The sequence below is a fragment of the Dictyobacter vulcani genome, assembly GCF_008974265.1.
GTDB lineage: Bacteria > Chloroflexota > Ktedonobacteria > Ktedonobacterales > Ktedonobacteraceae > Dictyobacter > Dictyobacter vulcani.
Genome location: NZ_BKZW01000002.1, coordinates 1,244,857 through 1,259,828 on the forward strand (window position 1 = coordinate 1,244,857; position 14,972 = coordinate 1,259,828).

General features: G+C 49.4%; 18 protein-coding genes. 10 read left to right on the top strand and 8 right to left on the bottom strand.

Features of this window, described 5'->3' with window-relative positions:
* The first annotated feature begins 118 nt into the window (after window positions 1–118).
* Genes KDW_RS22705 through KDW_RS22715 form a run of 3 tightly spaced genes read left to right on the top strand, consistent with a single transcriptional unit; the run spans window position 119 to window position 3,238 of the window.
* A complete protein-coding gene (locus tag KDW_RS22705) occupies window positions 119–364 on the top strand; it encodes a hypothetical protein (RefSeq protein WP_151758217.1) in 246 nt (81 codons plus the stop codon).
* A complete protein-coding gene (locus KDW_RS22710) occupies window positions 357–2,144 on the top strand; it encodes a hypothetical protein (protein ID WP_151758218.1) in 1,788 nt (595 codons plus the stop codon). The genes KDW_RS22705 and KDW_RS22710 overlap by 8 nt, the downstream gene beginning before the upstream one ends.
* Before the next feature lie 11 nt (window positions 2,145–2,155).
* Window positions 2,156–3,238 carry a tyrosine-type recombinase/integrase gene (locus KDW_RS22715; RefSeq protein ID WP_151758219.1) on the top strand — a complete coding sequence of 361 codons (1,083 nt, stop codon included), beginning with the start codon at window positions 2,156–2,158 and terminating at the stop codon, window positions 3,236–3,238.
* A 140-nt stretch (window positions 3,239–3,378) separates the two neighbouring features.
* Here the strand turns inward: KDW_RS22715 and KDW_RS22720 are convergent, their stop codons facing one another.
* Window positions 3,379–4,446, bottom strand: coding sequence for a hypothetical protein (locus KDW_RS22720; protein WP_151758220.1), 1,068 nt, complete (start codon window positions 4,444–4,446; stop codon window positions 3,379–3,381).
* Window positions 4,447–5,165: 719 nt separating this feature from the next.
* On the opposite strand from KDW_RS22720, the gene KDW_RS22725 reads away from it, so the two are divergent.
* Window positions 5,166–6,170: an aldo/keto reductase gene (locus tag KDW_RS22725; RefSeq protein WP_151758221.1), complete on the top strand. Its 1,005-nt coding sequence runs from the start codon at window positions 5,166–5,168 to the stop codon at window positions 6,168–6,170.
* Between the two features lie 55 nt (window positions 6,171–6,225).
* Here the strand turns inward: KDW_RS22725 and KDW_RS36090 are convergent, their stop codons facing one another.
* The 4 genes from KDW_RS36090 to KDW_RS22740 form a co-directional block, all read right to left on the bottom strand.
* Complete coding sequence (locus tag KDW_RS36090; RefSeq protein ID WP_151758510.1) at window positions 6,226–6,513, bottom strand: right-handed parallel beta-helix repeat-containing protein; 288 nt, start codon at window positions 6,511–6,513, stop codon at window positions 6,226–6,228.
* Window positions 6,486–6,719 (bottom strand): right-handed parallel beta-helix repeat-containing protein, encoded by a 234-nt coding sequence (locus KDW_RS36095; RefSeq protein WP_371876268.1) that lies wholly within the window; start codon window positions 6,717–6,719, stop codon window positions 6,486–6,488. The genes KDW_RS36090 and KDW_RS36095 overlap by 28 nt, the downstream gene beginning before the upstream one ends.
* 1 nt (window position 6,720) lies before the next feature.
* Entirely contained in the window at window positions 6,721–8,355 is a 1,635-nt protein-coding gene (locus tag KDW_RS22735; protein ID WP_151758222.1) for a protein kinase domain-containing protein, read from the bottom strand.
* Window positions 8,356–8,666: 311 nt separating this feature from the next.
* A complete protein-coding gene (locus KDW_RS22740) occupies window positions 8,667–9,284 on the bottom strand; it encodes a hypothetical protein (protein WP_151758223.1) in 618 nt (205 codons plus the stop codon).
* A 357-nt stretch (window positions 9,285–9,641) separates the two neighbouring features.
* On the opposite strand from KDW_RS22740, the gene KDW_RS22745 reads away from it, so the two are divergent.
* Window positions 9,642–9,992, top strand: a complete 351-nt coding sequence (locus KDW_RS22745) for a methionine-R-sulfoxide reductase (protein WP_151758511.1) — start codon at window positions 9,642–9,644, stop codon at window positions 9,990–9,992.
* Window positions 9,993–10,086: 94 nt separating this feature from the next.
* Here KDW_RS22745 and KDW_RS33070 read toward each other — a convergent pair whose 3' ends face one another.
* The 3 genes from KDW_RS33070 to KDW_RS22755 form a co-directional block, all read right to left on the bottom strand.
* Complete coding sequence (locus tag KDW_RS33070; RefSeq protein ID WP_198925432.1) at window positions 10,087–10,539, bottom strand: DMT family transporter; 453 nt, start codon at window positions 10,537–10,539, stop codon at window positions 10,087–10,089.
* The gene (locus tag KDW_RS33075) at window positions 10,518–11,033 is read right to left on the bottom strand and encodes an EamA family transporter (RefSeq protein WP_198925434.1); all 516 of its coding nucleotides are present in this window, start codon (window positions 11,031–11,033) and stop codon (window positions 10,518–10,520) included. Before KDW_RS33075 ends, KDW_RS33070 begins: the two co-directional genes overlap by 22 nt.
* A gap of 157 nt (window positions 11,034–11,190) precedes the next feature.
* On the bottom strand, window positions 11,191–11,586 hold the full coding sequence (locus KDW_RS22755; RefSeq protein WP_151758224.1) for a hypothetical protein: 396 nt from the start codon (window positions 11,584–11,586) through the stop codon (window positions 11,191–11,193).
* A gap of 294 nt (window positions 11,587–11,880) precedes the next feature.
* Between KDW_RS22755 and KDW_RS22760 the strand changes: the two genes are divergently transcribed.
* From KDW_RS22760 to KDW_RS33085, 5 genes are all read left to right on the top strand, one after another.
* Window positions 11,881–12,138: a hypothetical protein gene (locus KDW_RS22760; protein WP_151758225.1), complete on the top strand. Its 258-nt coding sequence runs from the start codon at window positions 11,881–11,883 to the stop codon at window positions 12,136–12,138.
* 240 nt (window positions 12,139–12,378) lie between these two features.
* Window positions 12,379–13,179 carry an alpha/beta fold hydrolase gene (locus KDW_RS22765; protein ID WP_151758226.1) on the top strand — a complete coding sequence of 267 codons (801 nt, stop codon included), beginning with the start codon at window positions 12,379–12,381 and terminating at the stop codon, window positions 13,177–13,179.
* Window positions 13,180–13,240: 61 nt separating this feature from the next.
* Complete coding sequence (locus tag KDW_RS22770) at window positions 13,241–13,852, top strand: TetR family transcriptional regulator (protein ID WP_151758227.1); 612 nt, start codon at window positions 13,241–13,243, stop codon at window positions 13,850–13,852.
* 75 nt (window positions 13,853–13,927) lie between these two features.
* Window positions 13,928–14,506 (top strand): ATP-binding cassette domain-containing protein, encoded by a 579-nt coding sequence (locus KDW_RS33080; RefSeq protein ID WP_198925436.1) that lies wholly within the window; start codon window positions 13,928–13,930, stop codon window positions 14,504–14,506.
* Complete coding sequence (locus tag KDW_RS33085; protein ID WP_198925438.1) at window positions 14,497–14,898, top strand: ATP-binding protein DrrA1-3 family domain-containing protein; 402 nt, start codon at window positions 14,497–14,499, stop codon at window positions 14,896–14,898. Before KDW_RS33080 ends, KDW_RS33085 begins: the two co-directional genes overlap by 10 nt.
* Window positions 14,899–14,972 lie beyond the last annotated feature (74 nt).

Consider the following 14,972-nt stretch of genomic DNA (forward strand, 5'->3'; position numbering starts at 1 on the left):
AACAGTGGTAGCACTGCACACCACGAAACTAGTAACACGTGGTGTGCTATTTACACGGCTTCTGTGTTTGTATTGCTGCTTTGATCGGTGTGGTTTCACATATTGCCTGGAGGTCCGAATGCAAGAACATGGTGTGTATGATGTGGCACTCTGGCGCTACTGGCCTACCTCTGATTTTCCCTATGTAGCTTCAATCAGTGCTGATGTGGTGTCTTCTGCCCTGGTCGCTGCGCTGCACGTGATGGCGGAACATAAAGTAAAACATGTGGCTCGTGTGGCGGTCAAGTGTCCTGATAAGAGTTTTCAGCGGTGGGAACAAGGTTTGAATCTCTATTATCGAGAGGAGGTGGTTGCCCATGACTGATGAGCAAAAGATTGTCCACTTTGGTCCTGATACGTTTCTCGTCAACTGGAAGTTTGCGAATGAGCATGATATTCCAACTGGTGCGACTCTGCCTGACCATGTCATTGAGCTGCTTGAGGCGTATCAGAATGAGGCAAAGAAAGCGCATGAACCTGTCCAGACTGACCTTGAGTGTGATGGTCGGACACTCTATATGCGCTCGCATGGCTCTGGTACCTTCTCCTGGCTGCTCTATACAGATGAAATTACACTTGATCTGGGCTATGGCACATTACAGGGGCATGTGTTTTGTCAGGCTCGTTTCTCTTCTATCCTCTTGAATAAGATTGGTCCTGAGGCGTGTATTCTGGCGGTTGAAGAAGTCTTAGCGGGTTTGCTCGGTGCCACATTTCATCAGCAAGCCTCTGAAATTCATTTATGTGCTGATGTGGTCGGTGTGGACTTCTCCCAGGTCGATCCTCATCATGATTTTGTTTCTCGCGTGGTGCGTATTCGTGAACGTCCAACGGTCCCAGAAGAAAATGAACTGACGGAAAGTCTGTCTCCTGGTGAGATTGAAAAGCTTGAAACCTTATTGCAGCACCAACGTGAGGAAGGCATTGTTGATCCGCTTATCACCTCCAATCATCGCAAAATTGCGACCATAGATTTTGGGTCGCATGGCTCTCAAATTTCTTGCCAGATTTATAACAAGTTGGCGGAGGTCAAGAAACGCAAAAAAGACTGGTACTTTCCAATCTGGATTGCAAAAGGGTGGGATGAAAAGTCTGTGGTCTGGCGTGTTGAGTTCCGTTTTAAGCGCAAGTTTTTGCAACGCTTTGATCTGAATGGTGCGTATGAAGTGATTGAACAATTCCATTTGATGTGGAAGTATGCCACGGAACACTGGTTACGCTATGTGGATCACTCGCAACCTTTGACTAACGTGTCACGCTATCCAACCCATGCGGCCTGGGCGCTCATTCAATCGGCGTACAGTGCTGATGATCAGCTGGTGTGTGATGAGCAAACAGAACAGGCCTTGCGAGTTGAGATGGTGACGCATGATAAGCCGTTATATGTGATTGAACAGGCACAATCAATCCTGCTGCATGATGCGCTCTGGAATGAGGTTGATGGTATGCAGCATGAAATATATGCACTGGCGGCTGCGCTCCTGGCTCCGGCGACTTTCTCTCGATGGGTGCTGGTCTTTATATTGCTGTCGAGCATAGAAAAAATGCTCTCAAGAAAAATGTCTGATGATGGTCATGCCATAACAGCATCAATGCAGAATCAACCTATTGAGCTTTTACGTGAGTTTGCGAGTGATCAAATCACCCTGTTGTCTGATGTGCAGCGAGGTGAGTTATTAGACCACTTATGTCCTGAGCCATTCCGTGAAGTGCGCTCTGAATTGATCGAGCGTCAAAAACGCACGGCAAAACAAAAAGCGTGTGTGGCCGCAGCGCTTGGCAATCTGCGAACGGCGGTCGCGCTGATGCCATTAGATGAATTACCTGGGCATTTAGCGCATACCTGTCGGGTGCCTGGTCGAACCTATGTTGATTTGCTTTCCTCAATGCTCTGGTTTGTTGGCAAAGCCTATACCTATGATAAGGAAAAAGGCCGGGTCTTTGTGGAAGAAGTGAACAAGAAACGGCTTGCGTTTGGCATGCTGACGGCTGCAGAGTATGAACGGGAAAAGCGCTTGTATGGCGTCGATATCGCTGCTGATGATTGGTCGGTTATTGATCGTGAACTTGATGCATTGCGTCTCAAGTCTGTGATTTCTGCATAGGGAGTTTTATTATGAAATTATCGAAACGTCGCCAGGGCGTCCAAAGCTCTACACCGCTACAGCAAAATGGGGAATCGCTATCTTTTGAAAGAGCCTCGGAACTTTTCCTTAAATCTCAAAATGCTGCTGGTCATTCTAAGACAACACAAAAAGATTATCTTCAAGTCATCACATGGTTTTGGCGTTACATCTCTGATGAATTTGGCTATACAAAAATAGATGAAGTAGAGGAGGCGGATATCATAGAGTGGTTAGACTATTTACGGAATGCTACAAGCCGAATGGGGAAACCTTATAGCAGTAGAACTATAAGCACTTACTATACAGATGTCACAGCTTTTTTTTCCTGGTTGGTTAAGCATAACTATATAAGTGATAATCCGATGAAAGGTGTGCCAGCTCCAAAAACAGATAAGCCACTAATCCGTGTTTTTACAGAGGAGGAGCTAGTTTTATTGAATGCAGCATGTGATCGTGCTGCCAGTGGCAAGGCGATAACTCCGGATGAGCGTAAAGCGCTTGCAGCTCGCGACAGGGCTTTTCTCTGGCTACTTTTATCAACTGGCATTCGTGTTTCTGAAGCATGTGGTTTGCTCTTTTCTGATATTGATTGGGATACGGGCATGATCTATGTGCGTGGTAAAGGTGCAAAGGAGCGTAAAATCTCATTTGGTAAAGTTGCTCGTCAGTATCTGGATACCTATATTCGGTATTGGCGTGGTGGTACAACAACTGGTGATGAGTATGTGTTTCTTAATGTGTTTGGCAATCCCTTTAGGCCTGCGGCGGCTGGAGAGCTTTTTAGGAGATTAAAGAAAGTTGCTGGTATTACTGATAAACGTGTAAGTGCTCATACTTGCCGTCACTGGTTTGCTGTGAATGCTATTAAAAATGGTGTTCCTAGTACAGTTCTTCAAGGATGGCTTGGACATGAGCAGTTAGAGATGATTAATACATATGTCCGCCTGGCCGAGCAGGATAACAGAGACCTATATGCTCGGTTCTCTCCAGTGGACGCATTGAACATGCATCACTCATCTAAAGACAGACGAAAGCAGATGAGGGATTGGCGCAATTCCAGAAAAAAAAGTTGAGACTCTGACCTAGTTATTCTAGGGCAATAGCATTTTTGAGCTTAGATGGCCTTTAAAATAGGCTTTCTAAGCTTGTTTGCTTTGTGTGTAAACTGGCTTCTAGCCTGGATTTATCTGTATCCTCTGAAAAATGATTAATGCTAGCATAATTTATTATTATCATCGATAATCGATACGGGGGTTACCCGGGTCGCCTTAAAATCTTCAGAGTAACCCTGTTCGTGCTCAATAACTGCTGACGGGTCTCCTTTTTCAGTTTTCAAAGGGCTTTTCAGGTCACCTTTTGTGACTTCAGGTCGCCCTTTGTCCACAACCAGGTCACCTTTTTGTGTGGGCAGGTCGCCTTTTTGGATAAGTGCTTGAATGGGCAGGTCGCCTTTTGTCCCGGTTGAGTCGCCTCTCTCAATCGGAGTTACTCGTTCCGGGTCACCTTGTGTTTGGTGTGAGTCGCCTTTTTCAGTCGGAGTCGCCCATTCCAGGTCGCCTTTTAGTGCATGTGCCTCGCCCGGATGGGTTACCCGGGTTGGACGGTAGGAGCTACCATGGCTCGCATCATCAGCGTAAATCTTCTGTTCAGGACGATGCGGGTAACCTGTGGCCGCTGGATCTTGAACGTAACTGCTCAGGGTATTGATCTGGGCGGTGAGTAGCTGCATCGTCTCCCGCGTGAGCTGTCCCTGGAGGAGTTGCTGGCATGTGTCTTTGAGCTGTTGGATGGTGGCTGGATAGCTACTATTGTCGGGATCTCCATAGTGATAGATATAGCGTTTTCGGGTTGAAGCGGCCAGTTGACAGAGTTTGAGGCGGTGCTGGCTCATCAGGTTGTTCAAACCGGCCAGGGAGGTAGGAGCCTGATATGGACCCAGTGGCAGGTGTAGTTGGGTTCCTGAATGCGTGCGGTGATAGTGCTGGGCCAGCCCCAGCGCTCCAAAGATGGAGATGGTGCGCGCGATAAAATCGTAGCTGCCACACTCGGCACCGGAGAGATCACGCAGGCAGCGACAGGAGAATACAGCGGTCATGCCTTGACCGGTCACATATTCGATGGTGGCATGTTTAAGTACAAAGAGGTACAGCTCAAGTGCCTTCGCTTTGCAGGTGCGTACAAGTACATCCTGTCTGGACGCATCAACCTGCTCCCAGGCAGGATCGCTGGTGAGTACGGCACTGTATTTCTTATATTCTCTTTTTTTTGATTTCGTAGACATCTCTTCTATCCTTTTCAATGGCTTTCCATTCAATCGTGCGAGCTGTGCTAGCCGCATATGAGCGGTGTTCACGCTGGCGCATCCATGGCAGGTGAAGAGAGATGTAGCAGGATCTTGAAGAAGAAGCAGGCGGAATAAGGACTACTTGACTTTGATGTGAACAATGTTATACTCGATTCCAGCCGATACTACAATATACTAAGATCGGTGATACATTTTTCTTTACCTGCCAGTCTGTTACTCATAGCTCTGTTTTGTTTGGCAACAGGGGTGGAGCTATGAATGCAAGCCTGGCTTTTTTTTACTAATGTGCAAGGTGTAGAAGCATTTAAGACTTCTTATCCATGAATGTATTTTACCTGAAATGCCCGAAGAGTTCAATCGAATTATATCAATATGGCGCATGCTTGAGCAGCTTCTGTATTTTTCTGAACACTTTGTAATCTTTAAATGCTTTTTATTGTATGAGGTGCGGCCTCATCGCAAGCAAGGCAAGCACGTCTAGGACAGTGCTCGTACGCCGAGGGGTCGCAGCGACCAGCGCTGCCGGTACACGGTTGGTGCTCTCTGAACTGCGGCCTTGCTTTCAGGCCAAAAAGCTCGTACCCTGTTAGGGGAATAGCAACCTCAGTATGCCTGGCGCAATGCAAGCAAAAAGGCACTATGTCTCCTGAACCATGAGTATTGAGGAAGTCAACTTTGCAAGGGAAAGGATACAGATGAAATTCAAACGTTTAGGGCGTACAGGATTAAAAGTTTCTGAAATATGCCTTGGTACTATGACTTTTGGTAATCAGTGCGATGAGCCCACTTCACGCGCGATTATGGATCAGGCTGTTGAGCATGGAGTTACCTTTTTTGATACTGCCGATGCGTATCCGCTGGGTGGGACGTTAGAGACCGCTGGTCGAACGGAAGAGTTTATTGGTGGCTGGTTGAAAGGTCGGCGTGAGCAGATCGTGCTGGCAACCAAGTTCTTTGGCAAGATGGGTAGTGGTCCCAATGATCAGGGCGGCTCACGCAAACACATCTTCCAGGCTGTTGAGGATAGCCTGCGCCGCTTGCAGACCGACTATATTGATCTTTATCAGATGCACTTTCCGGATTATGAGACCCCCATTGACGAGACCCTGAGGGCGCTGGATGATCTGGTGCATAGTGGCAAGGTGCGCTACATTGGCTGCTCCAATTATCCTGCCTGGCTACTTACCAAAGCCTTATGGACCAGTGATAAGCTTGGCCTGGCGCGCTTTGATAGCGTGCAGCCGCGCTACAATATCTTGTTCCGCCACATCGAGACAGAGTTGTTCCCACTGGTTGAAGATCAGGGGCTTGGTGTGATCAGTTACAATCCGCTCGCCGGTGGTGTCCTGACCGGTCGCTATCAATCTGGTCAGAACGTCGAGCAAGGCACGCGCTTTAGCCTGAATAATGCTGGCCAGATCTATCGGGATCGCTACTGGCAGGAGCCACAGATGCGGGCCGTAGAGGATCTCAAGCGCCGTTGTGACGAGCGCAATGTTCCGATTGCGCAGGTAGCTGTGGCCTGGGTGCTGAAGCAATCCGCGATCACCTCGGCTATCGTCGGAGCAAGCAAACCCGAGCAACTCGATCAATCTCTGCCCGCCGTCAAGCTAACCCTCGACAAGGAGTTGATGGATGCCTGTAACGACATCTGGTACCAGCTCCCACGCGAGCGTAACAAAGATGTAGCTTACCGCTAAACCATGAGCAAACGGCCGGTATTCCATATAAAGGCCAATTGGGATACTGGTCATTTTATGAATGGAAATTATTCTTCTTGATATCCACGGCGCAGCCGGGCTCGATTGAGAGTGCGCCCTGGACATTGTCGAGCAGGGTACAGTTGTCGATGGTGCCGCGTCCGTTGTCGGCGACGATGATACCGTAGTCCTGGCCTTTGCTGATGGTGTTGCGTTGGAGGTGGGGATCTCCTCCACTGGCGATGGCGACATTGGCGGCCTGGTTGGCGAAGATGTCGCAGTATTCAAGGATACCTTTGCCGTTGTTGTTGACTATTACTCCATGTTGCTGTGCTTCGTGTATGCGGCAGAGATAGAAATAGGGTGTACTCCGGTAGTAATTGCGACATTATCGATGCCGTTGGCGAATATCTCGCAGTCCTGGTAGGAGCCCTGACCTTCCTGCAGGATTTCGACACCATACTTCTGGTTGTCGTGTAGCTGGCAGCGCAGGAAGAGTGGATTGCTCTGGGTGCTGACCGTGACAGCGGCATAGCCATGATGATGAATATCACAGTCTCAAAGTACCACGACCCAGATCCTGAACCAGGAGGCCATAGCGCTGACAGTTGTACACGTTGCAGTGGCGGATGGTTGGATCCGCGCCGATCGTGCTATGTATCCCGGCTCGGTTATGGTTGAAGATGTCGCAGTATTCAATCGTGGCATGGGCGTTGTGGGAGATGGTGATGCCATGGCCAGCGCCATCGTGGATGGTGCAGTAGCGAATGGTGGGATTGGTGTTGGCGTTGAGGATGGCGATGCAGGATGAGGAGGCCGAGGTAATATCACAGTTTTCGATATAGAGCTCGCCATCCGTAATGCGGAGCGCATGCGAGGTCTTGCCCGTTGGACCCACGGGACAGCGGATGGTCAGGCCACGGATGCTGGCGGAACTGGTCTGCATGACCACGCAATGGGTGTCGGCGCTCTCAAGCACCACCTGCTCACGTGGACCATTGGCGATGATCTCGATCGGCTTATCCAGGATAATATTCTCTTTATAGATGCCTTCGCGTAAAAAGATAAAGGTGCCGGGCTCTGCCTGCTGTATGGCTTCACTCAGCGAGGTATAATCGCCACCACCCTGCTGTGCCACAATGATACTGACGCGCGGCTCAAGGTTCAGTGGTGTTCCAGGCAGGCTCGTAGTCGTAGTCGATATCCTGGTCTGAACAGGTTGTACCAGTTGTCGAATGCTGGCGCTCTGCAGCATCTGCTGGATGCTCTGCAGCTCTTGCTTCACGATATCGGTATCCTTTGGCCGCTGCTGCTCTTTCATCTCCAGCATCTGCATAATCAGGTTTTCCAGCGCCACGTTGGCCGGTACTGCCGGGTCCAGTTCCAGTGGCTGATGTAGAAATGGTGTCAGACCGGGGTGGATGCCGGAACATAATTGATAGAGCGTCGCTCCCAGACTATAGATATCTGAGCGAATCGTGGTCTGCATTTTGCCATATTGCTCAGGAGCCGCATAGCCGGGTGTCCCTAGATTCATCGTATCTTTGGTCTGTCCTGGTTTAAAGAAGCGGGCGATACCGAAATCGATCAAATACAGTTGACCATCCGCCGTCAGCATCACATTATCCGGCTTCAGATCGCGAAAGATGATCGGTGGCTGGTGGCTATGCAGATAGCCCAGGACCGTACAGAGCTGGATACCCAGATCGACCACCTCTTTCAGAGGTAGCGAGCCGCCTGGAGTATTCTCCAGCCGCTTCTCAAGCGTCTCGCCCTCAATGTAATCCATTACCAGATACCAGCGTCCATGCTCCTCAAAATGATCATAGATGCGTGGCAGATTGGGATGGGAGAGATTCGCCAGCAGCGTCGCCTCATTACGGAAGGCTTCAATCGCCTCTCTGGTCTCCTGGACATCCAGTCCCCGCATCCCCATCTCCTTTACTGCCCGCTGCGTTTTATTAAAAAGCTCATCCTCCACCAGATAGATAGCGCCAAAGCCACCCTGTCCCAGTTTTTGTAGAATTCGATAACGCTGTTTTAGTTCAGAAGAAGAAGTCAGGAGCCCGGTAACCGTACTGGTAGTCGCATAAGAGATTTGAGGTTGCCCACAGGCATAACAGAATCTGGCATCGAGCCGATTAGTGGCTCCGCAATTATCGCAAAAGCGTACAGATGAATTCATCTACCAATTCTTTTCATTGAAAATCGTAAAAACTGTGATAACCTCTTAACGATAACACGCCATAAAAAAGGTTGTCAATCCCGTTACGAAGATCAATGAATCCATCGTACCGGCAGCGCCTTTGAAAGACAATCGTGAACGCCGCTCAATCGCGGCTAGCTGCGCTCACACGATTGCAAGGTAGGGCTGGTCGCTGCGATCAGTTCGCGTAAGGCATGTCCCTCAAACATGAGGGCAAGCGCATCCAGCCGCGCTCAGCGTGTGCCTTCGCGTACGCCAACAGGCTGCAGCGACCAGCGCTGCCGGTACTTTTACAGAACAAAGGTTCCTTTTTCGTTGTGATAGCGTACATGGTTATTTTGAAATGAGATATCCATATCTTGTAGCTTGCTGCCGCTCGCCGATGGGACAAAGCTGATATGAATCGGCACCAGATCGGCTTGCGCACCCCAGATCTGTGGACCCAGGAAGATGCGGGCGTGTGAGGCGTCGCCGCCGGGCATCTCGATGATTTCGACGCGCCCATGATCGTTAAGCGTGATAAAGTGGCTGGGTGTGGTGCCGCTTTCGTGGCCCACAAACGCGTCCGTCTGCACGGTTCGTGGCCGACCATAGCGCATATCATCATAGGTAATGGTTCCCCAGGCGATAGCCTGTTGCGCCAGCCAGAACAGCAGCAGCATTCCTAACATGGTCAGGCCAGCAATCAGCGACCAATGGAAGTTATGTGTCCGTGGTTGTACGCGCTCGCTCGGCTTCGTCAACTTTTTCACGGAAGCAGGACCGCCCGTGGTATGTGCTTCTCGTTTACCCGGCGCGCGCGAAGCTCTGGGCGTCACAAAGCGAATATCCTCAGTCTCCCATGCGATCGGCCGATGGCGCAAGGCACTGGGTGGTGTAATCTCCGATGTCATCACTGGTGCTTGCATAGCAATCCCCCTCTGTATATAGAAGAACAATAGCCAGATAAAAATCAGGAAATAAGCGATCAATTGAGAGGAGGTAGAACCATTCTCTATGCAAAAGTGTAGCTGATCAGCCTGTATGCTCGCTAGTAGTTTATCCACAACTTCGCGACCAAATATGTGGAAGCTTTGTGCACAACTCCTGAAGACATGTGTATAAGCAGTCTAACCCTGTGGATAACCGTTAATTTCACAATAGTATTTTATGGGAACACAAACTTGACTGTGAATTGTTATATACATTACCATGAGGTCGAGATGTTTTTTTAGAGTAAAGGAAGTGATATACATGAATAAGCTAACCCCCAGGAAGAGCGGGTAATTCTCCACAAGGGAACTGAGGCTCCATTCAGAAATGAGTACGATGAGTTTTTCGCGGACGGCACCTTCATCTGTCGCCGCTGTAATGCTCCTCTATTCTCCTCTGAGAGCAAGTTCAATAGTGGCTGTGGCTGGCCAGCTTTCGATGAGAATTATCCCAATGCCGTACGTCGTGAGACGGATGCTGATGGTCGCAGAACTGAGATTCTGTGCGCTAATTGTGGAGGCCATCTGGGACACGTTTTCACTGGTGAGCGTTTAACCGAGAAGAATACGCGCCACTGCGTCAACTCGTTATCGATTCGCTTTATCCCCAAAGGCAAGGAAATTCCTGCCATTATTCACGAATGATCCGATAAATAATCCAGCGAGCGCTCTGGTAACTTTGCCAGAGCACTCGCTTTATTTGTGCTAAGGCACGCTTTCCTTATATAGATATCCATAGCTATTTTATGTTTGAAGGCTCTTCTAGCTGTACCCGTTTTGCATTATCTTCTGGTGTGGATTGATCGTTAGCTGTACCCTGTTTGAGTGGAAAACGCAGGCCGGTCACAAAGAAGGTTCCTAGCAGGATAATGCTGAAGCCAATGAACGTACTCAGCGTTACCGACTCGTGCAGTAGTAATGCACCCCAGAGGATACTAAAGATAGGCACCAGAAAGGTCACGGTCAGGGTATTCGTCGGACCAATATTCTCGATCAAGCGGAAATAGAGCAGATAAGCGAGCGCCGTACACACCAGGGCCAGACAGGCGACCGAGATAATCACCGGTAGCGTCGGCACATGCTGAGCAGGGAATAGCGCCGTCAACGGCAACAAGAACAGGCTGGCCCCCATCTGACAGCAGGCCGTCATCGCCAGCGGACTGGCCCCTTTCATATAGACTTTCGTATACACCCCACCGATCCATAGAATGTTGAAGCGCCCAGCATTGCCAGGATGCCCAGGAGTACTCCCGATGTCAGCGGCAGCGGACTCCAGCCCACCAGCACCACGACACCGATAATTCCTAGAATAAGTCCGATGATTTTTTTCAGTGTCAGTCGATCTTTAATCCACAGTGCCGCCACAATTGCGCCGAACAGTGGTGTGGTTGCATTGAGAATCGCCGCCAGCCCGGCCGTCAAGTAGAGTTCAGATGTAGCAATCAGTGTAAACGGAATCGCAGAATTGATGATACCTACTGCCAGATAATGCTTCCAGCGCGCCCGCAGATCCAATGCTCTTCCTATAGCCTTAGTGTAGAGCAATAGTGCCAGGCCCGCGATTCCTACGCGTAGCTCGATCAACACTACCGGTCCAAGTACGGGAGCCGCGACCCGCATAAAAAGAAAAGAGCCGCCCCACATCACAGCCAGCAGGAAAAGCATCCCGATATCTCTGGTTCTCATCGTTGTATAGCCCTCAAGTTCTGTCCATATTCATGTGAATTTTTCCAATACAAGCACTAGTATAGACGAGAACTGCTGAGAAGGCTATCCGAATCTTGCTCTTGCTATGATGCTCTGTGCTGAGATAGGTGGCGGCTCCTGATGGATGTTGAGAAGGTTAAACGAGCTTTTTGAGTTGCCGCAAAAATTTCTTGCGTCCTATTCCGAGACGTTCCAACGTCTCAGTGGGTGGCTGGTATCCTATAAATGAGAGCGGTTTGCCCTGATCATCCAGCGTGTAAAAGCCTTTGTGTTTTTGTCCCCTGTTAAACGTAATGGCGACTGCAAGGATGGGTAACGTAAGCATCAAGACACGCACAACCGGGGAGAGAGCTGGCCGTACACGTGGTTCAACAAACCAGCCCAGGCTTCTCTGGAATGGTGCAATGAGCATGTAATAGAAGATATGTTTGCCTGGAACTGCGTAGCCGATATTATTTTCTTCAGCTGTTCTGCGTGGCCAATAAGCGGTAATCACCAGGTTTTTTGGAACGCGTTGATCAACCTTTTTCATTGAGAATCCTTTCTATAGACGCATAAGTAGAGCCATAATAGTTTTTACTATATCTGGTGTTTCATTGAGATGAAATTGCTTTATGTCATAAAACACTATGTATAATACGTCTGATAGCGCGCTCGGTTACCAGGAAAAGTCTGACAAATTCATGCTTGACAAGATATTGTAGAAATTGTGAATTCGCCCTTTTCGATATGGATATTTTATCCATACCACGGAATAGATATTTTATGGTATGCTCATAAATACAAGGTTACATCTCAATGTCGAGAAAAAGCGAGGAAGTGAAAGATGAGTGTTTTTGAGCAGCTGCACAAATTATTCAAAGAAGACCTGCAGTCCTTACGCCAGTTAAAGAAATATGGCTGGTTTGTCTGGCCGATGGAGCGGGTTGTCAAGCAGGAGCATCTAGGACGTTGCTGTTATCTGGCCGAAGAATTGTTGAGCGAAGATGAACTGTGCCAGATGAAGAGTCAGCTTGGTCTTTCGGATGTTCAATGGTATAGCTTAAAGGCCAGGGTCTCCGGTGATCGGCACGCGAGATCATAAGGCTTACAGCTGTATCGCGACCCGACCATAAGCTCATCAACGGCGTCTCCTTCTGCGTTATATAGTTACTATATACACCTCAGTGTATCCTTCAAGAAGGGAGACGCCAGATAGGTTGTGTCTTTTCCCCTCTTTTTATGCTTCTTATGATTAACTCTTCCGCTTTTTCCTTTGCAAATAGAATAGAAAGTTAGCAGGTAATTGATCTGTTATAACTGCGACCAGAGGAGTATTTTAATCATGGCAACGAATACAAATAGTCCAGCAGGAAAATATGTATCTGTAAATGGTATCAATCTTTACTATGAGGTCCATGGTACTGGCAATCCTTTAATTATGTTGCACGGCGGCTTTGGCACCTTTGATATGTTCTCTGCTCTTGCTCCCACGCTGATAGGTGAGCGTCAGGTGATTGGTGTGGATCTGTATGGACACGGCCGTACTGCGCTTACTGAGCGCCCGATCGATTTTGCGCAAATGGCGGACGATATCGCGGGCCTGATCCACCATCTCGGACTCGAAAAAGCTGATGTGCTGGGCTACTCTCTTGGTGGTCTGGTAGCTCTCCAGACCGCTATTCGCCATCCAGAACTCATCAACAAACTTGTGCTTATTTCCATCCCCGTCAAACATACTGACTGGTATCCAGACGTTCAGACAGGCATGGCCTCTCTTGCTGCTGACGGTTTCATTGGTACTCCCATGCATGATGCATATAAGAGTATCGCGCCAAAGCCAGAAGATTTTGCTCTCTTTGTTGCCAGAATGAGAGAAGGTATGAGTCGGGATTATGATTGGACTGATTCTGTTGCTACTTTAAAGACCCCGACTTTGATTATAGCTGGTGATTCTGATTCTTTCTCACCTGTCCATGCCGCCGAGTTTTTTGCCCTGCTGGGTGGTGGCTTGAAGGACGCTGGTTGGAATGGCGAAAACATGATTCCCTCCCAGCTTGCCATCTTGCCTGCTACCACTCACTACAACATTGTGTTCCAACCTGAGCCAATCCTCCCGATCATCTCATCTTTTTTGAACAAATAACTCCCTTGTGGCTTGACACAATATACATACATGTGGTATGTATATTGTGTGAGGGAGAGATATGCGTAAGACAAAAGAAGATGCCGCGATTACACGTAAGCGCTTGCTAGATGCCGCGCTGGAAAGTTTTCATACCCACGGTTATGCTGCTACCACGCTTGAAGATATTGCCCGGCGGGCCGGGATCACGCGTGGGGCGATCCAGTGGCATTTTGGCAGTAAGGCTGATCTTTTTAATACGCTTGTGCGTGAATGCTATCAGCGGGTGGCGATCCAATTTCAAGCCATCTATACGCAAGGAGGAACCCCATTGCAAGCGTTACGCCGGATCTTGTTGAGCTGGCTGACCTATCCTGAGCAGGACGCTGATTTTCGTATCATGCTGGAATTGACGTTATTGAAGACGGAGGTTTCACCGGAACTGGCAGAAGGTATGCAGGAGAAGATTGCGGGCAATCGCTCTTCCATCCAATTTTTCGCCGGACTTATCCAGCAGGGCATTACGGCTGGCGAGATCCGCTCCGATGTGCGTCCAGAGGTGGCGGCGACTGCCGCGTTAGGGATTATTAATGGCATGACTTCACTCTGGCTGGTTGATCCTACAGCTTTTTCGCTCCAGAGCTATGCCGAAGACACGGTGGATCTTTTTTTACAGGGAATTGCTCAAGGCTAGCAAATTCGCTCTTTTTTTTGCCTATTATACATACATACTGAATGTATATATGTTATTGTGAAAGAGGAAAATAGTATGGCATTGATTGATCTTGAGGATGTCTGGAAGTGTTTTCGCGTGCGGCGCGATATCGTTGAGGCGGTGCGTGGCTTACATTTGCAGGTGGCTGAAGGTGAGATGTTTGGCTTCCTGGGTCCCAATGGTGCTGGCAAATCAACCACGGTACGGATTCTGGCGACGCTACTCAAGCCAGATCAGGGCCGGGCCAGCGTGGCTGGTTTTGATCTGGCCAATCAGGCCGCGCAGGTGCGCATACGTATTGGTTATGTTGGACAGAGTAGAGGCATTGGGGATGGTGCGACCGGTCGGGCGCATCTGCTCTTTCAAGCTCATGCCTATGGCTCAAGTGGCGCGTCGGCACGCCAGCGGGCGCAGGAACTGATAAAGCAATTCACCATGGAAGCCTTTGTAGATCGGCCGATCCGCACCTATTCAGGTGGTCAGTACCGCCGGCTGCATCTGGCCCTGGGCATCGTGCACCGACCGAAAATCCTGTTCCTGGATGAGCCCAGCCTGGGACTTGTCCCCAGAGCCGGGCCTATCTCTGGGATGAAGTGCGCCGACTGCATACGCTGGGAACGACTGTGTTCCTGACCACACATTATCTGCAAGAGGCGGATAGCCTGTGCGATCGGCTGGCGATTATCGATGGTGGCAAGATTGTAGCCGAGGGTACGCCGACCGCGCTTAAGCAGCAGATCGTCGGTGATGTGCTGACATTTCGCCTGGAGCATCCCGAGAGAGCGCTGGAGCCGGCACAGCAATTATTGCGCGAGCAGGCATGTGTGCGGGAGACTAAGAGCGATCAAGCAGCATTATATGTGTATGTGGATCAGGGTGAAGAGGCGCTGGTAAGCCTGCTGCGTCGATTAGAGGACGCCGACATCGCTGTCCAGAGCGCCGCCCTCACCCGTCCCTCGCTTGATGATGTCTTCTTACAAAAGACCGGACGCTCGCTGAGCGAAAGTACAGCCAGCGTGCTTTGAGCTGTCATGACTGCTGTGTGTAGAGATTTTTACTTGTACATGTATTTATGAGCTTACTCCTAAGGAAGGTTAGC